Source organism: Chryseobacterium sp. Leaf201, assembly GCF_001421435.1.
Classification (GTDB): Bacteria; Bacteroidota; Bacteroidia; order Flavobacteriales; family Weeksellaceae; genus Chryseobacterium.
The window spans coordinates 1-21,020 of sequence record NZ_LMKA01000056.1 but is presented as its reverse complement, the minus strand read 5'-3'; the positions used below and the strand labels follow the sequence as shown (position 1 = coordinate 21,020).

Genomic DNA, 21,020 nt, shown 5'->3' with positions numbered 1-21,020 from the left:
ATTTATTCGTAATACAATTGATCCGACTCATTGATTTCTTCCTTGAATTCTTCAAAATCCATCACAGGATTATACGTCTGCTGTTCCCGGGAATCTGCGTTGTTCACATTGCTTTTTCCGGCTTCACTCTGCTGTCCGTGCTTCATCACTGTAATTTTTCCACCCGTTGCACACATCAGTTCAGAGCGTTCTGTCACAGCACTTTTGCCCATCACTTTTACTTTTTCATAAGTTTTTGTCCATTTTCCGGCAGGTGAATAAGCGCAGGGATTACCATTTTTCACACTGCAGGTTCCAAAAGGCATAGCAGTAGGATTAAAGGTAAGATCGTCTTCTGTTACCGCAAGATAATCAGCTTCGCCTTTCTCATCATTCCAATAGTGTTTTTGTTGACTGGTGACTTTAAAGTTTGGGAACTTTGTGCCTTTGTCACAGCATGCCATTCCTTTCTGTACCACAAAATATTTCCCGTCGTGTTCGCTGGAGCTGCTTTCCTCCTTTTTGCCTTCTTCTTTTTTGTCACTGTTTTCCTCAGTCGGTTCCGTGTTTTCTTCATCTGCGGCATCCGGTTCTTCATTTACCTCTTCATCAAAACCATTCACATCACCGTCAACAAGATCATTATCATTTAGAAATGTTGAAAAACCGGGTTGAAAAAAAGCATGGTCTTTTCCGGATACCTTATTTTTGTCAGGATCTTCTTTCATCGTAAATCAGTTTTAATGTTTGTTTTCGGTAAAGCTCACCCTCATTATTTAAAATAACGGAAGCCTCTGCCTGAAGCATTTTTTTTGTTTTCTTATCGGTGCGGTAACGGAATTCTATTGTGCCGTCTGCCTGTTCTTGAGATTTTTCGGTAAATGGTACCCCGCGCAATACTTCCTGGATACTGGAGGGTTCTTCAATATAACCTTTTAGCAGAGTTTCTGCTGTTTCGGGTTCTGTATGACTGTATTCTGCATTCATTCTGCACTTCAGCAAAAAAGAATTCTGAATAAAACAGAAATCTTCCGGCCAGTTACCGGTTTTATGAAACCATTCCATCTTCGGAAAAATCAGCTGATAGAGCAGGGTAGAGGAAAACTGCTTCAAAATATATCCCGAATTTTCCAAATTTGAGGCAAATTTGTCAAGATAGGCCTTGTAAATCTCACCAGTAAAAAAGCTTTCCAGATCGGGTCTTTTTTTCTCAAACTTTTGTTTCAGTTTTTCAAATTCAAAAATCCCGGAGATTTTTCCCTGAAAAGGAATAGTGAAAGTGATAGGATAAATGCTTTCCATACAGGCCAAAGCTATTTCGCTGATCTTATCGTCGGGATGGTTTTCATTTTTTCTGAAGTCATGGCATCGTACATCTGCTGTATAAACTGCGGTATCTGTTTCCTGCTTTCTTTTAAAATTGATGTCCACTTTATATTCAATTTCAATGGCATTCCCTGAGAAACTCAAAAAAGTTTCTGTCACAGAATAACAATCTGCATAAAAATCCTCAGTAAGGTGGGGTGGAGGAAGCTCTTTCTCTCTTTCTGTTTTTAACTGCTGCGGACTTTTATAGTCTTTAGGAATAATGATCTGCTTTATGCCAAACAGATTATCAAACCATACCTTATCCATTTTACCACAATGGCTGTTGTGGAAATCTTTAAGCTGGTCACCGGTTATCCCGATGGCTTTTCCGATTTTCCCAAGGGTATCTCCGGGCTGTACTTCATATAGCAGAATATTTTGGTCCATAATTGTGTTTTTTGTAGCAAGAGATATTTCAGCTTTATAAATTTAGTAAATAAAATGGCAGGAGATTCAAAGAGTAATCAATATTTTGAAAAAAAGTTTAGTGATTCTACAAGGCATTTGCGGATAAATATCGGAACAATAAAAAAAACTTTGAATCCCGGTTTTGTCCGGCCGGAAGAAGCATTCGTCACTTTCGCTGCTGGAGATGTTTCCAGGTCTATGACCCGGTGACGGCAAAAGAACGGTTTAACCGGATCATGCAGTACGCAGTACAGGGGAAAACCCGGATTCCTGAAGAATCTTCGGTGGTCTTTCACTTCCACCGGTCGCTGATCCGGGCAGGGTGGTACCTAAAGAAAAAACCCGGGAAGTGGGCGGCCCATCAGCTTCCAGAACCTGGCAGCCCGTTGATGCACGGCTCGCTGTCAGAGGAAGAATACCGATACCCGGTGCGGGTTTTCCGCAAAGCTTTTAGGAATACCACCTGGAGGAATTTGAAGAGTTCCTGTCGGACGTGGTGTATTTCTCGCTTGGGACGTTCAACAATGTACCGAAGCGTGATATTGTCGGCCCGTATCTCTATCTCATCAAAATGCTGGATGCGGCGTGGCTGATCTTAGAAAGGAAAAAAAATAAAACGCCTATTCCCTGAAGTTTGGCGACCCGGGAAAGCACATGGTTTAAAAAAAGTTTAATTAAAATCCCCAAAAATTATGAAAAATGCTATTATAAATTATTGACTTTAGTTACTGAAACACCGTTGACCTTAAACTTTTAGCATTAAGCAAATTGAAGAGAGGGGCCACAGAGAAACCTTTTATGGTTCGGCGAAACCAATAAAAAACTAAGCACTAATGAGCCAAAAGTTTTATGTCCGAAGCGCGGCTGCAATATTGAATTAAAAAACCAATAACCAATCCGCGCAAACCTGACGGAGTGGTCAGACGACCAATGGGAGTCAATTTTAAACTTTTCAGCGCAGGCTCAATTTGTAGCGTAAAAGTTTGAAGTCCTGATCTTTTGGTTTTTTTGCATCAAGGCAAAAGAACAAATAAAATAAGCATTTACAAAGCAAGAGTTGCTGCCGAATCTTATTAGAAAACAGGGAATTCTCTGTTTACGAAATTTTTAAATAAACATGCTGAAAATTAACAATTCCTTAAATATAAAAGTTAATGCTTTACGGCAGGAATAACCTGCCGGAAATGCCCGATTTTCCGGGTCTTCTTCGACCCTTGTTCGAGAGTTCTTCGGAAAAAGACCCGTTTTTCCGAAGCGGACCCGAAGAAGACTCGAACAAGACCCGAAGAAATACCGGAGGGTACCGGTCATAGGCTGCCAAAACCTGCCAAAACCGGACACAAGCCGCCAGAATTTATTCAGGCCATTGAAAATTGAAAATCCAGATATACCTTCGTTCCGTTAACCCCAAAAAGCAACCCCATGGCAAATATCACAACAGGCATCCTAGGCAGATCCTCAGAAAAAGCAGGAATGACAGCGGGCGCCAAACAGTGCGGACAGGATTTCATCCGGAGCATGCCCAAGCGCCGCTTGGCTGCTGGGAAGCCGCTGCTCCGGCCAGTGAAGTCGAGATGGGTGACCGAATCTGTCCAGCCGCTGAAGAGTACAACAGTGGCCCCGCAGACCGAAAAGATGATCTGTTGGCTTATCAGGATCATCCCGGTAACGGACAAAACCCATGCGGTCTGTTGCAATAAAGTTTCAGTCATTGTTGAAATCTTCGAAGCGCTTGCAGCCAGGGCTGTATGCATTTTACTTCCTGACACTTCCGTCCTGCGCCCAACTTCAGCAATTTGCTTTGAGATTTCGTTACTCTCTCTTTCGTTAAATAATTTATGCAACTCTCCGTCAACCAAGACATTGTGGGATTTTTAGAAAGGGTACTCCGGAATGACTAATTTTATTTCTATTCACATTTTCTTTAACCTCTATTTTCTGATCCTATTTTTGTCTATCGGATAACTTCTGCTTCCGTCTAATAATGTATGAGGAAAACACCATTGAGTATTGAATAAATAGGTATTTGGAGATCGACTTTTTGAAAGGTTAGTTATTGCTATTATTGCCGGAATATGAGTAAAAACAGATATTCAAGAATGTCATAATACATTTAAAATTTCCATAAGGTTTTACAAATCAATAGTATATATTGCCGGAATCTGTTCCTACTTTACAAACCGTCCGTATGAAGGTACGGCCAGTGTGTCGAAATCATCAGCAAGCTTATTTAGGCCAAGTCTCAGTTCCTCACCTTCCATATATTGCCCGTGTCCTGAAATCACAATGGATGGGGATAAATTTCTTAGCCTGGCTACGGTATCCCTGGCTGCCGCCCAGTCTGTAGTTAAGTATCGGGGAGGGCCCTGTACTTCACGTTTCTGAACCAGTACTTTGTAGAATGAATCCTGTTTTACCGTTATAAAAGCATCGGCTGAGATCAGGATATGGTCTTTCTCACGAAAGAAGACCACCTGGCCGGGAGAATGGCCGGGCGCATGGATCCAGTGCCATTCGCTGAGGCCCGGTAATTCACCATGCTCAGGATAATCAGATACACGTCCGGAAATATCTATGGGTTTGTGCGGATAAATGAAAGACAGCTTGGCCAGTAAGCCGCCTTCAACAGAAGTGTCAGGTTCAGGATATTCCTGTTTCCCGGTAATGAAAGGAATTTCCAGAGGATGGGCATATACAGGTACATCCCATTTTTCCAAAATTGTTACAATTCCACCGACATGGTCAAAATGGCCATGGCTCAGGAATATTGCTACCGGCGGCCTGTCTTTGCCATACCGATCTTCAGCAGCGGCGATAATCTCCTCCCCGCATCCCGGCATTCCGCAGTCTATTAAAAACCAATCTTCACCGGGTTTCCCCAGCATTACCACATTCACGATCTGATTGGTATAATAATATACATCATCTGTTACCGATTTACCGTTTCCGCTGGAAAACGACGTCATCGGAATTATTCTGTTGTCATCACTCTGCTTCATATTAAATATTTTTTATGGTTTGTATCATTTTATCTCTTAATAAAGGTAGTATGCATTCAGGGGTGCTGTATACACAAAAAGAAGTGCTTATACCACAATTCAGATAAGTAACTGAATGACTATACATATTTTACAAACAAAAACCATACCTGAACGCAGCCTTTTCAATGTGTTTATTTTAGCATAAAGTTGTAAAAAATATATAATATTTGCAGAGATTTTTGTATTGATAAACGGTGATATATCGGGATTTTTTCAAATCATGTATTGGGAAGAACTTTTACATATAAAATAAATTTAATGCGACAAGTTTTGTCGCACTGCCGGAATATATTTGTATTAAGATAATAAAACAATAAAATTAATGTAATTGGTCGTATTAATTTACACATGATTGTTTCTATCTTATATAAATTTGTAATTTTAAAGCATTAAGCCTAAACAGGTTTGAAAATTGAGTAGTTGATACTATTCATTAATAATCTTCTTTCCTGTGAAAGTACCGTAAGGTATTATAATAGGATAAAAAATTTAAAAACTAATATCAATTTAAACTTAAAATAGTATTCATGAAAAAAAGGACATTTACCCTTGCATCATTAATGATCGGGTTTTTCGGTTTTTCCCAAACCGAGGTCTACTTCAAGTATGACGAAGCCGGCAATCAGCGCTATCGTGGTCCCGATGTATCGGCCAGGCCATCATCACAAACGGCTTCAAAGGATAACAACAAAACTGCAACTCCGCAGCACATACAGACCATGGATGAAAAAACATTCTGGAAGCAGCTCCGCCTGTATCCTGTCCCTGTAAATGATTTCTTAACGATCGACTGGACCGAAGAGGCAGACAGCCTTATTGAATCAGTCGCCCTGTACCAGCACAGTACGGTCCACTGGAAATTCCAGCAGCAGAATATCCCCGGCCTGAACAGGAAACTACAGATCAATATGACCGGCTATGCCTGGGGTGTTTATGTAATCCGCTTTACCCTTAAAGACGGCCGTATTTTCAGTAAAAACATAACCAAAAGGTAAAACCGTATGAAAATCATTAACAGGAAAATTCAGGTCTACTCTTTTTTCTTTCTGCATCTTTTCATTGCTTCATTCTCACAGACATCCACGCCACCAAAGTTCCATGATGCAAAAGGTAATATTGAAATCACCAAAGCAGGGCAGCTGCAGTATACCCTGAATATCGATACGCCACCGGGAGTAAAGGATCTTACACCCAATATCAGCCTTATTTATACCAGCGGAGGACAAAATGGGTTGGCCGGTTTGAATTGGAACTTATCCGGCATGAGTTCCATATCCAGGGTAGGGAGAACTCTGGACAAAGATGGCATTAAAAAAAGTGCTCAGCTTGATTATTCAGACTATTATAGCTTTAACGGACAACGACTTGTCCTAAAGAGCGGAGAATATGGAAAGGACGGGGCAACATACGCCACGGAAAACTATTCCAATACAAAAATAAAATCGGTTGGCCCGGCTGCGGGAATATCCGGCGCATCAGGCCCTGAATACTGGGAAGTGAGCTATCCTGATGGCTCCCAGGCATGGTATGGCGCAACTGCACCGGGTTACAATGCAGCCAAGACATCTATTGACTATAATCTTGTCAAATTAAAGGATCAAAACGGTAATTATATTTCTTATACATATAGTTTTTTATTTAACACGTCTATAATCAGCAAAATAGAGTGGGGAGGAAATGAAATACTGAACAAGTCCCATTTCAATAAGATTGAATTTATATATAGTGAGAGGCAAATTCCTGAAGAAGCGTATATAAACGGTTCGTCTTTGACACAGACAAGATACTTAAATAAGATATTGGTCTCTTCAAATGGAGCCCAGTATAAAAAATATGTGCTCTCCCATGTAGAGGATGGCTCTCAAAGTTTATACAAGCACCTTGAGAAAATATCCGTTCTGAACAGCCAAAACCAGGAGTCTAATCCTATTGAATTTGCATTTGATATTTCCGGATATAATAGTGAGCTTCCTAATATCTATGATATCGGAGGTAATAAAAGCGCGACACTAAAACCAAATAAAGATACCGATGTCGTAGGAGATTTTGACGGAGACGGCAATCTTGACCTATTGCGGTACCATTCTGTCACAATGCCCAATGTACCAACGCCAGGGTTGTATCTGTATACGAATTTTTACAGGCCTGACTATTTTACCAAGTTGGGTAATAAGCCCACATTTATAAACAGTACATTGCAGGAACTAAAGGATTTCATTCCGGTTAACTTTAAAAAGGCCAACCTGATCTACAACCGGCAGGGCATTGTCGGATTCAAGAAAATCAACAATACATCCACCTCCAAGAAGGACCTGCAGCTTTCGTTTTACAGTATTTCAACCGGCAACAGCCTGACTTTAGATTATGTAAAGACCATCCCGGATATCGAAAAATATAATCAAGGTGAAGCTACCGATGAATTTGAGGATTTCGAACCTTTTGGTAATAAAACATTTACGATTTTAGGGCTGGAAACTCATGATTTCAATGGTGACGGGTTGAATGAGCTGCTCCTGCGGCTTAACTTCAGGTACTGTACCCAAGGATCCGGTGGTCCCGGTAATCCGACTACCCAGTCAGAAAATATCACTCCCGGAACACAGTGCAATGATTTTAAGAAATTTATCGCGATCGACCTTGATGAGAATCTGCAGAACAACAGCTGGTTCTATCCTTTTGAATTTAATGACAATAATTACGCTTCTTACAGAAACGGGGATTTCAATGGTGACGGGTTATCTGATTTCCTCAGGATCGATGAAAATAAACGTCCTTTACTTATAACCGTACAGAAAACTACGCAGGGTAAATATGAACCTTTAACATCGTTTTTCGGCTTTGCAAACACTGCTTTGAACGGAGACTGGAACAACAGCTACAGTGGGGATTTCAACGGAGACGGATTAAGTGATATTATGATGCCGGTATCGAGTACTTCCGATATGTGGACTGTTTATACTTCTACAGGCACAGGCTTTACTTTTGATACTAAAAAATTTGTTGCCCCTTATCCTAATCGGTCAATAAATCATTCGGGTGACGGCCGAAACATTACAATTTATAATCCCAGACGTTTTGTAGCCTTCGACTATAATAATGATGGAAAAGCTGAACTCGTTGCAGTAGAAGTGCAGAAAGATTATATAATGAAGATGGAAGAATCAAGTGAGAATGCGGTAAAATATGCAAAAAAATTCTTTATCAATACCGATGTTTTTTCTACAACATCAGGGCTTTACCGCCTTACGGAATTTGGAGGTTATTTACCGGATGTGACCGTTAACGAAAATACGATCAGTGCGGAATTAGCTGTAAAACCGGATGATTTAATGCTAACATCTGCATATCAGTATAAAGGTGTCATGGCACTGATGGTGAGTTCAATCGTTTCTTTTAATCATCTCTTCGGGGATGCCCAGCATATACGTCTAAGTCAGTATAGAGACATTTCAAGGGTCGGCCGTATTACACGTATATCTGAAGGCGGGAAAACTACTGAAATTACTTATCAACGATTGGATAAGACTACGAATCCAGGGTTTTATGATGCCATTAAAACAGAAAATTATCCCTATGTTGAGATCAGCCAGTCAACGGGAATGTATGTTGTTGCCCAACTGCAGCAAAGTACAATGTCCGGCAAAAAATTAATACAGGATTTCAGGTACAGGGGATTGACATCTCATATACTCGGGAAAGGCATGATCGGATTCCGTCAGCAGGCCCGCTCATCCTGGTATGCAGACGGGCTTGAGAATACTAAGATATGGTCCGGGGTAGAGATCGATCCGGTAAATGAAGGAGTTCCCGTAAAAGAATGGTCCATCAGAACTAATAATGAATCTAAAATATTCCCGGCAGACCTTTCGATTGGTAATAATGAGCTGTTGAGCTTCAAATCGACTGCATACAGCATTAAAAAATTATTATCGGATCAGGAGATAACCGGTCCAATAGCGGATACCGATAAGCCGAAAGTGGTTACCGTTATTTTACCGGAAACCACAAAGGCAAAGGATTTCTTGACGGGCTCTGTGGCGGAGAGCACATTTACTTACGGCGACTATTACCTGCCTGCCCAGACCATTGCCAAGATCAATACCTCCTATGCAGTGACAACATCAAATTATATTTATGACCATAATCCATCCGGAGCGGGAGCAGATTACTATATTGGCAGGTTAAAATCTACTACTAAAGTAACCCAGGCTTATGGGGATTCCAAATCGGAGAAGGAAGAATTTACTTATGAAAATAACTGTATCAAAACAGTGAAAAGATGGAATCAGGATAATACAGGTTATATTTTAGATACCTTTACATATGGTGATTTTGGTAATGCAGTCAAAAAAGTGACAGCCAACAGTATTGATTCAAATACTGAAACCACAGAATCCCTGTACGATCCTAAAGGAAGATTTATTATTACTAAAAAGGATAATGCAGGACTGGAGACCCAGATTCAGTATTCCGATTCCGGACAAATCCTGACACAGAGCAATCCGTTAGGTGTGACAGTTACCAACATTTATGATGCCTGGGGCAAGCTGATATCTTCAGAATCCAACCTGGAAGGTACCACGACATATACCTATGACAGAGATACCAACTATAATGCGTTGGTGACAGAGAATCAACCCGATGGCAATGTGGTAAAGACCTATACGAATAAACTGGGGCAGAAATACAAAGTTTCGACCAAGGCATTTGGCCAAGGACAGTTTATATGCATAGAAACGCAGTATGATATTTTAGGAAGAAAAATCAAAGAATCCGAACCTTACTTTGAAGGGCAGAGTGCAACTAAATGGAATACGATTGCCTATGATGATTCTGTATATCCCGCTAAGATAAAAGCATTAGCTTTTACCGGAAAAGAGACGGAGACCGGTGTTGCAGGATTTATTACAACAACCAGGGAAACTACCGGTTATGAAAGGATAACTACCAAAACAGCAGATGCACTGGGAAACATGGTTTCCACAACCGACCCGGGAGGATCGGTTCAGTTTTCTTACAACGCTGCCGGCCAGCAGATTCAGGCTACCTATGCGGAAAATACAGTTACTACGAAGTATGATTCCTGGGGAAGGAAATCCGAGTTCACGGATCCGTCCAATGGAACATATCAATATGAATATGACGGGTTTGGCAGGGCAAAGAAAACCATCAGTCCGAAAGGAACTAAGGAGTATACCTACAATGAAATAGGCCAGCTTGTCTCACAGCGTGAAATCTCTACAGTTGATGGCGGGCAGGCTACCAATAAAACGATTTCCTTCACGTACAATAATAAGAAGCTCCTAGCATCGAAATCCGGTACCATATCGGGCCAGACATTCAGCTTTAGCTATGCCTATGATACCTATGGCAGGTTATTATCTTCTACAGAAAACAGTAATGGCAAAACATACGCTGAAAAGGCGATCATTTATGATAATAAGGGAAGAGTGGCATCTTATGAAAAAGAACTGAACTCTTCAGGAATTACAACCAAGGCTGCAGTAGAGAATATATATAGCCCATGGAATGGCGAGCTGTACCAGATAAAAGATAAGGTTTCCGGGAAGATCCTGTGGGAACTGAAAGAAACTGATGCGAAAGGGATGGTGTTAAGGGCTAAGCTTGGTGCTGCGGATATCACCAACAGTTATGATAACAATGGCTTTCTAAAAGCTGTAAACCATTCGTCTGCTGTAAAGCCGAATATCATGAAGCTGACCTATACCTTTGACGCATTAAGAAATGAGCTGAAAAACAGGAAGACGGAAGGTGATTTCAGTATTGAGGAAAAGTTTTTCTATGACAACAATAACCGCCTTATCAACTGGACGGATCCTGTAACAGGTCCTGTAATAGGACTTGAGCCAGCTTCCCGTAACGTTTATGATATAAAAGGCAGGATCATCCAGAATGACCAGGTCGGTACAATAAAGTTTGAAAACACGGCTAAGATCTACCAGCCTACGGGGATGACCTTAAGTGCTGCCGGAGTTCAGAATTATAATGATGATCTGATCCAGACTGTTACCTATAATGAGAACAATGACCCGGTACTAATCAGTGGTGAGAAAAACCGTGTTCATTTTGATTATGGCCTTGGAAGCATGAGGCAGCGGGTGGATATCACCAAATTAAAGGAAACCGCAGGTGGAGGCGGTGGCAGCAGTGAGTTTTCAACCATGAGCTCAACCGGTATTTGGGATCCGAATGCACCGGTTTGGGAAGATACGGTAACAAAATTCTATAATGAGGATAACAGTTTTGAAATAGTAAGGAATAGAGCCACGAATCAGGAAAAGCATATTTTATATATTGTAGGTACGCCTTATGAATCCAATATTGTATATTTGAAAGACTATGGCGAGGCTACGGGATCTTACAAATATCTGCATAAAGATTACCTGGGAAGCATACTGGCCATTACGGATGAAGCAGGAAATAAGCTGGAAGGAAGGCATTATGATGCATGGGGGAACTTTACACACCTGAAAATAGGAAACAGCCTAGTAATTACCGATAAGGCTATCATAGCTGTAACCGGAACGCTTATTGATCGGGGATATACCAGCCATGAGCATTTTACACAGGTAGGTATCATCCATATGAACGGAAGATTGTATGATCCGCTGCTCAGAAGGTTTCTGAATGCGGATGAAAATATACAGGATCCTACCAATACCCAGAATTATAACAAATACGGGTATGTGATGAATAACCCGATGATGTACAGTGACCCTAATGGAGAATTCTGGTGGATGGTAGTCGGTGCTTTGGTTGGGGGATATCTTAACGGAGTACAGGCCAATAATGGGAACTGGAATCCTGGCAAATGGGACTGGGGGAACAGCTGGAGCGCAGTTTTAGGCGGAGCTATTGGCGGAGCCAGTATTTCCGGAGCTTTAGGAAATATAACGAGTAACCCGGGAGCGATTAAGAATATACTGTCCAGTGCAGTTTCAGGCGGATTAAATTCAGCGTTTAATGGTTCTAATTTCCTCAGTGGAGCGGTTAGTGGTATATCTTATACTGCGGATGTATTCAATAATACTGTAACTTCTACTGACGGAATTGATTATGCCAGAGGCAGATTAAATCAAACATATAATACAGGAACGTCTACAAAAATTGGCAAAAATATACTGGCTGGGTTTTTGGTCGCAAACGGCATAATGCCTTATGATCCTGCCACTTTGATAAGCATGAATAAGATAATATCTTTATTTTCTTCATTTGGAGATTGGATAAAAGTTGGCGATGCTGTAACTGTTGCGGATTTCAATAAAGGATATCTAAATTATACTGTTAATCCTACCACGAAGTATTTAGAATTATCGATTAATGGAAATTTACAAGACCAAGCTTGGGGGGTTACAAATCCTGTTAATGGTAAGATAATATTATCACCACGTCTAATAGATGGAATAAATGATAATTTTTGGGCCGCCTCAGTTGTCATACATGAAAGAAAACATTTTTCTAATTTTAAAATGGGTATTTATCAGGGAAATAATTATATTAATAACCAATTAGATGAATTATCTGCATATATGGAAGCTGCTAGTTGGACAGGCACGATGGAGCAAGAAGGCTATAAACATTGGAAAAATGTAACTGAATATTATTTAAGAATGTCTAAACGTTAAAATTATGAAGAAAATTATTTTATTGCATTTTTGTTTTCTGTTTATTTTTTGTTCAAATCAAATTAAAATAAATACCGGAAAAGATATTGATATTATATTTCCATTAAAACAGATTGATACCCAGGCAACAGATCAGGTTATAGAGGAAATATTAAAAAATAATACTGATAATACCTTTATTATTGACCCTCATGGATTTTATGGTGAATCCTATGTGTTGGAAAATGGGAAAGCATTAGAGCCATATTTGTATTTTAAAAGTGGATATTATGCTAGAAATGATAGATCTTGTCGTGAAGATCTGATTATTTTATATCCATTTCAGACAATACATCATTCAATAATCTTCAACAAAAATAACAGAGCTGTTTATCGATATACGAAGCCAAATCAATATGAAGAAATTATCAAATCTTTTCATGACAGATACAATGCGACAATTTTAGGCTGTGATGATTACATTAAGGAATTGGAGTCTAAAGGCTATAAAGTCTTAGAAGATAGTATAGTTGTCAGAATTCCTTTGAAGCCTTAAAGTCTTTATTGTTAACTGGACACTTTATATTCCGAGATGCTTAATTTAATAAAGATTAGAAAATATTTTGATTTTAAACTATATTTAGTATTATAAAGGTAATCTATTAATAAATAAAGTAGGATTCTTCCTACTTTATTTTTCTGTTTAACAATAGAAATAATACGAAATATCTGGTTTACATATATACATTTGAAGGATACCCTGGAATAGCAATTACAGGACATTATTGGAAATATTATTGGTACCTACCATTCAGGGTAAAATTTAATCAAGATAAAAAAGCTCAAAAGATTATGTCAAGATCTGCAGCTAAAGTTTTATTTGCAAAAAATAATAAATTTAATAGCCAACTAGCTTTTTAAAACCCCTGTATTTTTGAAAAATTAAGGCTATCTGAAAAGATAGTCTTTTTTGTTTTTGCTGTACATCATAATCCATTGCCGGAACTTTACTTCAGATACAGCTATACCTAGTCAGATCATGGCCACTAGTTGCAGATCCAGTAGCCCAAATAAATACTGAATGTTTGGAAAATTATATAATAAGTTTATGAAGAAAGAAAATAAATTTATAGATGTTAAGTTTTTAATTACGATCTTAATTTTTTAAGAAATGTTGTTGAAGATTAGGTCGCAGTGTATATTTTGCTATTTATGATTATAATAAACCAAGGTTCTACAATAACATCGCAGAACCTTTTTGTTATATTTGTGAATAACAAACATGCTTTTAGATGAGTGACAAAATTATACAAAATAATGACTACAAAGATTGGTCAAAATTTATTTTCAATAAGATAGAGGTCGCTCAGACGCAAGCTGCTTTAAAGGTTAATTCCGAAATGCTTACTTTATATTGGGAGATCGGAAATTCAATCATCGAAAAACAACAGGAAAACGGTTGGGGCAGTAAAGTTATAGATCTTTTAGCTGTAGATTTAACACGTAATTTTCCTGATAGCAAAGGGTTTTCGGTGCGTAACCTTAAATATATGAGAAGCTTTGCCGAAGCATATCCTCAGTTTCCAATAGTGCAAGTGCCGCTTGCACAATCTGAAACACAATTTGTGCAAGTGCCGCTTGCACAAATTACCTGGTACCATCACATTAGTCTTCTTACAAAGATAAAGGACGTTACAGAACGAGCATTTTACATTGCAGAAACAGCCAAGAACGATTGGAGCAGGGACGTAATGCTTTTACAGATTCAAAGCAATTTATATACAAGAAGCGGAAAGGCTTTGAATAATTTTGAACAGACATTACCCGAATATCAATCAGATTTAGCAAAGAGTATTTTCAAAGATCCATATCATTTTGATTTTCTGATGCTCGCAAACAAGGTAAAAGAGCAGGAAATAGAAAAGCTTCTGACAAATAAAATAACCGATTTTCTTTTAGAGCTAGGTAAAGGATTTGCTTTTGTAGGAAGACAATATGTGATTGAAGTTGATAACACCGATTACAAAATTGATTTGCTTTTTTATCATACCGTTTTGCATGCATATGTCGTAATAGAACTCAAAGCAGGAGAGTTCATGCCGGAATATGTTTCCAAACTAAATTTCTACATTAGTGCAGTTGATGATAAAATCAAAACACCATTCGATGAGCCAACAGTTGGCTTATTGCTTTGTGCCTCAAAAAGTAATGTGAAAGTGGAATATGCAATGCGGGGACTGGATAAACCTTTAGGAGTTGCTACCTACCAATTGGAGCAGCTGGTAAAAGAAAACATCGATAGATTAAACGGAGATTACAGCGCAGACCAGTAAATATCTCGACCCTAAACCAGCAAAGATCAATTTCAGAATAATATAAGAATCTCAAAAATTAGAATAGGTATAATTAATTTATTAAGACTACATGCTGAATGTCTGGAGTATTATTCAGACTTAGCACTAAAATCAATCAGAAAATCTCAAAAAACGATAATTTGGATGACTTGCTCTTAGACGGAAGCATTGTGGAAGCTATTAAATTTTTCGAGGAAAAACTTTAGAAATTAAATTCTATATTTACGTTCCAAACCTAATAACAATGAAGCTTACCCAGACTTTACTTTTGTTCCTGATTTCATTCCTGACTTTTGGGCAAAACAAACAATTTCTTTACGAATATAAATTCATTCCTGACTCTACGAACAAAGCAGACGTCAAATCAGAAATAATGATTCTTAATGTGTTGAAAGGCAGGTCTGAATATTACAGTGCCGTACGGTACGCTTCGGATTCTGCTCAGGCGGCAGATTTTAAAAAAGGGATCAATTCAATGCCAGCTAACGTTAAATCGGTCAATGAATGGGTTACTAAATACCCCAATTCCAATCAACTTACGCATACTACTTTTCTCGTTTGGGACAAATATAAAGTGAAGCAAGATGTAGAATTGAGGTGGCAACTCACCAACGAATTTTCCAAAATCCTGAATTACGACGTTCAGAAAGCAACGACCGAATTTGGGGGCAGAATATGGACGGCATGGTTCACCAAAAATATTCCTATTCAGGACGGTCCTTATAAATTCAAAGGTTTGCCTGGTCTGATTTTGAAAATTGAAGATGCGACGAAAAGTCATAGTTGGGAACTGAAAGGCATCCGGCCTAATCAGGAAGAATTTGTTTATCCCGACCTTGGCCAATACAAAATTATTGAATTAAATTACAATCAGTTCGTTAAGAAATTTAGAAATTACCGCGCCAATCCAACTGCCGATTTGGTAGGACAGATTCCCGACCAGCCAGATGCTGACGGAACAATGCGTACATCAGCAGAAGTTATCAGGGAAATCAATCAGAAGATTATGGCAAAACTGGCTCAAGACAACAATTTGATTGAGCTGAATTTGTTGAAATAAAAGTTAACTTAATCAAATTACAAAAACCTTCAGACATTTCTGAACGGCTTTTGTTTTAAATGGTATAATAAAATTACGTGATCGCTTTCCATTTTGGTTGTGATGTTAAAATTGAAAGTTACCTAAATTAATAGCCGATCTCCGAGAGAGTGGAAGGTTACGAAATATTGTAGTACACGCCGATTGGGAAAATACAGATGATAATGGTTATATCCGGTGAATCTGATTATAATTTAGCAAATAAACAGCGCTGAAATATAATAATATCTTAGGTTTTCTACGGTTTCTTTCAGGTTTCAAAAGTTAATTTTAAGTATATTTGAAAAAATTAATATCATGAAATTAAAACTCTTAGTATTGTTATCAGCGATCTGTTTTGGTAATTATAGTCAGGCACAATCTGCTTTTCCTTATGAAAGGGACTGGGGGACCTATGTAGGAGGCTCCGGTACGTACCTGGGAGAATTTTCTTTAATCGGGACCTCTTTATTTAAAGATTCCCAGAATAATATCCATGTCGCAGGTGAGACAACGTTTGAAAGCGGCTACAGTGCATCATATTTTAATCAGTTTGTTTCAGGCGGGGGCAATCCTGTAATGCTTACAGGACCATCAAATTATTATTCGGCCAAGTTTTCACCTACCGGTCAGATGCTTAAGGGAGACTATAATGGCCTTGTAAATAATTTTGAACGGATTGTAGGAATTGATGCACTGGATAATGTATATACTTTAAAACATATATCGGGACAGGTTTCAGGTTTAGCTACCCCCGGCGTATGGCTTACCCAAAACACGGATACAACAGGTAACCTGACCCGGATTCTTACAAAGCGGGATCCCAATAATAATGTGATTTGGGTTACTTATCTTCCAAATAATGATCATAATGCCTATTTAAGTTTGAGATTTGATTCAGATCAGAATATCTATCTTCTAGGTAATACACAGAATGATATTCCGGGATTAGGAACACCCGGTGTTTTTCAGGAAAATTATACGAACTACTTAATTTCGGGAATTCAGCAGGATAATTCATATGTCGTTAAATTAAATTCTTCAGGACAGAAATTATGGGGTACATTTTCGATCCCGGAAATTTTTGATTTTAAATTTTATAACGGCGAATTGTATCTTGCTTCTCATTATTCTTCTTTAATGCCGGGAAGCTTTACCAATCCGGGTACATTTCAGCCCAATTCGCCGGCGCAGAATATCATCATGAAATGGAATGCGAATACCGGTAAAAAAGTCTGGGGAACTTTTTACGGAACTCCGCTTAGTTCGATGATGTATAGCGGATCAGGTATCAGTGCCATTGAAGTCAATGCTACAGGCATCTATGTCAGCGGACAAAACGAAGATGACGATCACCCTACCTATTTTGCAACGGCGGGTGCATTTAAAGGGCAGATGATAAACGGAGATTTATTTTTAAGCAAGTTTGATTTAAACGGAAACCGTATCTGGAGCACGTACTTCGGCAGTAATGGGTATGATCTGATTAACGGATCTGACAACTTAACGGTTCTTGATAATAAAGTTGTGATTACAGGATCTCATTATGGTGCCGGCAGCAATGTTTCCACTTCGGGAGCTTTTCTTACCACGGTTCCCAATACTTCTCCCAATCTTACCAATATGTACTTTGCAGAATTCGATGACAACGGAAACAGGCAGTGGTCCTCTTATTATGGCGGAGCCGGCAGTAATTATTTTGGAGAATATATCAATGCAAAATTCTTAAGCAATGGCGCACTTATTTTGTGGGGCCTTACAGGATCGCCTACAGGAATAGGGACCAATGGCGCTGCCTACCCGAATATGACTACTCCTTATCCGGACTCACCTTTCGGTTTTATTGCTAAATTCAGCTCCAATCGTGAATTGTCAACCTCTGATGACACAATTAAAAACACAGACCTGCAACTGTATGATAACCCTAACAACGGTAATTTTGCTGTTTCTGGAAGTATTCTGGAAAAGCAAAAGACGAGTCTTTCCGTATTCGATATGTCCGGAAAATTAGTTTATCAGGCACCTTTTGAGAAGAAGAAAACCAATCACTTTAATTTACAGGGCAGGCTCACCATCGGCAATTATCTGTTAGAAGTAAGATCTGAAAATAGGGAGAAGATAAAGGTTTTCAAGATGACTGTTAAATAGTGAAGAGCATATGGCTCACAACCTGTTAAAATATTCAGCCTGTAGAATAATCTCACAAAACGATTTTTTTTGGTCCAATGACTTTTACGATTTATGGTTAATTTATTCAAAGCATTATAAATAACTGTTTATAAAATATTATTGAATCGTTATAATTTTAGATATATTTGCCCGATATTGTGAGTACATATAATTGATTATTCACTTTATCTACTTATTTTAAATTTGTTGTTTAATCTATGAAATCATTTTTCTGGTCCGTTATTTTTATCCTCTCTTCATCACATTTCTACTCACAACAAAATCAGTTAACAACTGGATCTTCGGAAATAGTACATTCCAGGCTATTGAATGAGGATCGTGAAATACTGATCCATATTCCTAAAAGCAATGGAGGGAAAAATGGTACTGTCCATTATCCGGTCATGTATCTCCTGGATGGAGAGTCCTTCTTTAATTCATTCACCGGAATGATGCAATACTTAAGCAGTATTGGAAAAATACCGGAGATGATCATCGTGGGAATAAAAAATGTTGACAGGAAAAGAGATTTTACCCCGACCCATTATGTTTATTGGTCTGACGGCACAAAGGATGAGCAAGCTCTTGGCAATACCGGTGGAGGAGAAAAATTTCTGTCTTTTGTCCAGAATGAGCTCATTCCCTTTATAGAGGGAAAATATCCAACGGCACCTTACCGTATGTTTGTGGGGCATTCTTTGGGAGGGCTTGCGGTGCTGAATGCATTTGTTAATCACCCTTCTTTATTCAAATCCTATGTTACTATAGATCCAACGGTTTGGTGGGACAACAGATTGATTATGAAGCAGGCAGAAGGTGCTTTGACAAAAGATGCTTATGCAGATAAAAATCTTTTTTATGCATCTGCCAATACAATGGATAAGAAAATGGATACCATAAGAGTGATGAAGGATAATGCCAATGCCAACGTCCATGTCAAAGATAATTTATTGTTCCGCAACATACTGCAACAAGATAAGACGAGTCTGTTGAAATGGAAATGGAAGTATTATGCGGAAGATAATCACGCATCCGTTCCATTCATTTCTGCATATGATGCATTGAGATTTTTGTTTAAAGGTTATGATCTTGAGAAAGATATGGATGATCCAACGTTAACAGGTGAATATATCAGGCTGCATTACCAGGATGTATCGAAACTTCTAGGTTATGAGCTGAAGCCTGAAGAAAGTTTTTTGAATACGGCAGGATATATTCATTTGAGTGAAAAGCGTTATAAGCAAGCATATGACATCTTCAGGATGAATCTCGATAATTATCCCCAAAGTTTCAATGCTTATGACAGTATGGGCGACTATTATCTTGCTGTTGGAGACAGGAAAAATGCCGCCTTAACATTATCGAAAGCTCTTGAGATCCAAGACAATCCGGATACCCTCAGGAAATTGCAGAAATTACAATCTAAAGAGTAGAGTAGATGTTTTTAGTCACAAGCATAATTAAATTGTATCAAAGCATATTTTTTTTGATAAAATTTACCTGGAGTTCAAAAAACGATGGCTGAAGAATCAATAAGAATTATTATCTACAATAATACAGCTTACGAACTTTCAAAGGAACTGTATAAAGATTACTTGAATTAAAGAAGAAGCAAGCAACCTCCCGTTTGCCGGGGATCTGCATGTAGAAGAGCAATTAAATTTTAATCGTTATAGGTCAGTGGGAGAAATCGATTTAAATTTTTGATGGACGATATGTACTATAAATTAGTCTCAAAAAACGATTCTTTATTGTATCGGTATTTCAGAAATTAAACATAATTTTTTATAGATAAAACCCCATACTTAAAACTGACATAAGATCGTGAATTATGTGAATAACAAGAATTGAAAAAACTTTTATCAGTACAAATATCAGGTCGTTTCAGGATTCGTAAACAGGGTCGTTATATACATCTACAATTCCGGTAATAATAAAATAATTTTTTTACATAAAATTAATAGTTTATGTGTGATAAAGCAGTTGAGATAAGCACCCACACGGTGAAAAATAAAAAAACCTCTCAGAGGCGAGAGGTTAACACGAATGATGAATTAAGTTTATTTAGCATAGAAAAATATACCTTCGTATACCCATCCGTTGCCACCTGCCCCTAATTCATTCCAATTAGTTGTATACAAATGTCCATGTTTAGAAGGTCTATAATACCTATAAACTGGTGTAGCATCGGAACCATAAGCATATCCTATTAATTCCGTTTGCTGATAGCCCTGTGCCACAACCGCAGGAATATCATGAGCAAAAATTATAATATTATCTCCATTTCCTGGATGAGTCATGCTATAAAGAGGATCTATATGACCTAATCCAGACTCTCCTGCCAAAATAAAAGCAGTTCCTTCATCTCTCCATCCAAGTGACGGAAATCCAGGCGGTAAGTGATTAGGTGAGCCAAAGTAATGCTTCATCAATGTATTACTGTAATAACGTGTGATAACTTTTTCCCAAGTTTTAGATGCTTCACCTCCTTTATCAGAAATAGATTTATTATTAAGTTTTGTCTCATTTTGAACTTGGATTTCAGAATTATCTCTATCACAAGAATAAATAGTTAAAGCACATATTGAAGCGAAAAGTAGTTTTTTCATAGTTATAATAATTTTTAGTTCGATGCAATTATACAAAAATGATAGTAATATATCCAAATTTATTTAGAACCTGTTTAAAAATTAAATTGAGACTAAAATACTAAAGCAGACAATTACTATAGAAGAATTAAAAGCAACTGGTTCAACTCTCTTAAAAAGAAGATACATTAAGATCCGATTTTCTTTTGAAGTTCTGCTCACCAGGCAGCAGCTGGCTTGAATGACAGGATTGAGGGGTAGAAACAGTAACAAGAACCGTTAAAAAGCTCGAAAAGCAAAATAAACTTGAAATCAGGAACAGAAAAATTTACATTTAACTTCAGACTGTTTTTGAAGGTCACTTCTCAAAGAGACGATAATAATAACAATTAAATTATTAATTTTAGATT

12 protein-coding genes are annotated in these 21,020 nt (G+C 38.2%); 7 read left to right on the top strand and 5 right to left on the bottom strand.

Annotated features, from left to right (window positions below):
• Window positions 1-2: 2 nt before the first annotated feature.
• The 4 genes from ASE55_RS19835 to ASE55_RS05530 form a co-directional block, all read right to left on the bottom strand.
• The gene (locus ASE55_RS19835) at window positions 3-707 is read right to left on the bottom strand and encodes a DUF4280 domain-containing protein (RefSeq protein WP_082474355.1); all 705 of its coding nucleotides are present in this window, start codon (window positions 705-707) and stop codon (window positions 3-5) included.
• A complete protein-coding gene (locus ASE55_RS05545; RefSeq protein ID WP_056216452.1) occupies window positions 691-1,734 on the bottom strand; it encodes a LysM peptidoglycan-binding domain-containing protein in 1,044 nt (347 codons plus the stop codon). The genes ASE55_RS19835 and ASE55_RS05545 overlap by 17 nt, the downstream gene beginning before the upstream one ends.
• 1,379 nt (window positions 1,735-3,113) lie before the next feature.
• Window positions 3,114-3,614, bottom strand: coding sequence for a hypothetical protein (locus ASE55_RS05535; RefSeq protein ID WP_056216448.1), 501 nt, complete (start codon window positions 3,612-3,614; stop codon window positions 3,114-3,116).
• Between the two features lie 309 nt (window positions 3,615-3,923).
• Entirely contained in the window at window positions 3,924-4,754 is an 831-nt protein-coding gene (locus ASE55_RS05530; RefSeq protein ID WP_056216445.1) for an MBL fold metallo-hydrolase, read from the bottom strand.
• Between the two features lie 569 nt (window positions 4,755-5,323).
• On the opposite strand from ASE55_RS05530, the gene ASE55_RS05525 reads away from it, so the two are divergent.
• The 7 genes from ASE55_RS05525 (at window position 5,324) to ASE55_RS05495 (ending at window position 19,455) form a co-directional block, all read left to right on the top strand.
• Window positions 5,324-5,791 (top strand): hypothetical protein, encoded by a 468-nt coding sequence (locus ASE55_RS05525; protein ID WP_056216443.1) that lies wholly within the window; start codon window positions 5,324-5,326, stop codon window positions 5,789-5,791.
• 6 nt (window positions 5,792-5,797) lie between these two features.
• Window positions 5,798-12,442 (top strand): RHS repeat-associated core domain-containing protein, encoded by a 6,645-nt coding sequence (locus tag ASE55_RS05520; protein ID WP_056216441.1) that lies wholly within the window; start codon window positions 5,798-5,800, stop codon window positions 12,440-12,442.
• Window positions 12,443-12,446: 4 nt separating this feature from the next.
• Window positions 12,447-12,977, top strand: a complete 531-nt coding sequence (locus tag ASE55_RS05515; RefSeq protein ID WP_056216440.1) for a hypothetical protein — start codon at window positions 12,447-12,449, stop codon at window positions 12,975-12,977.
• 736 nt (window positions 12,978-13,713) lie between these two features.
• Window positions 13,714-14,754: a YhcG family protein gene (locus ASE55_RS05510; protein WP_056216438.1), complete on the top strand. Its 1,041-nt coding sequence runs from the start codon at window positions 13,714-13,716 to the stop codon at window positions 14,752-14,754.
• A 265-nt stretch (window positions 14,755-15,019) separates the two neighbouring features.
• The gene (locus ASE55_RS05505; protein ID WP_056216436.1) at window positions 15,020-15,835 is read left to right on the top strand and encodes a GLPGLI family protein; all 816 of its coding nucleotides are present in this window, start codon (window positions 15,020-15,022) and stop codon (window positions 15,833-15,835) included.
• A gap of 336 nt (window positions 15,836-16,171) precedes the next feature.
• A complete protein-coding gene (locus tag ASE55_RS05500) occupies window positions 16,172-18,001 on the top strand; it encodes a T9SS type A sorting domain-containing protein (RefSeq protein WP_056216435.1) in 1,830 nt (609 codons plus the stop codon).
• A gap of 239 nt (window positions 18,002-18,240) precedes the next feature.
• A complete protein-coding gene (locus ASE55_RS05495; RefSeq protein ID WP_082474354.1) occupies window positions 18,241-19,455 on the top strand; it encodes an alpha/beta hydrolase-fold protein in 1,215 nt (404 codons plus the stop codon).
• Window positions 19,456-20,082: 627 nt separating this feature from the next.
• Here ASE55_RS05495 and ASE55_RS05490 read toward each other — a convergent pair.
• Window positions 20,083-20,631, bottom strand: a complete 549-nt coding sequence (locus ASE55_RS05490; RefSeq protein ID WP_056216430.1) for a hypothetical protein — start codon at window positions 20,629-20,631, stop codon at window positions 20,083-20,085.
• Window positions 20,632-21,020 lie beyond the last annotated feature (389 nt).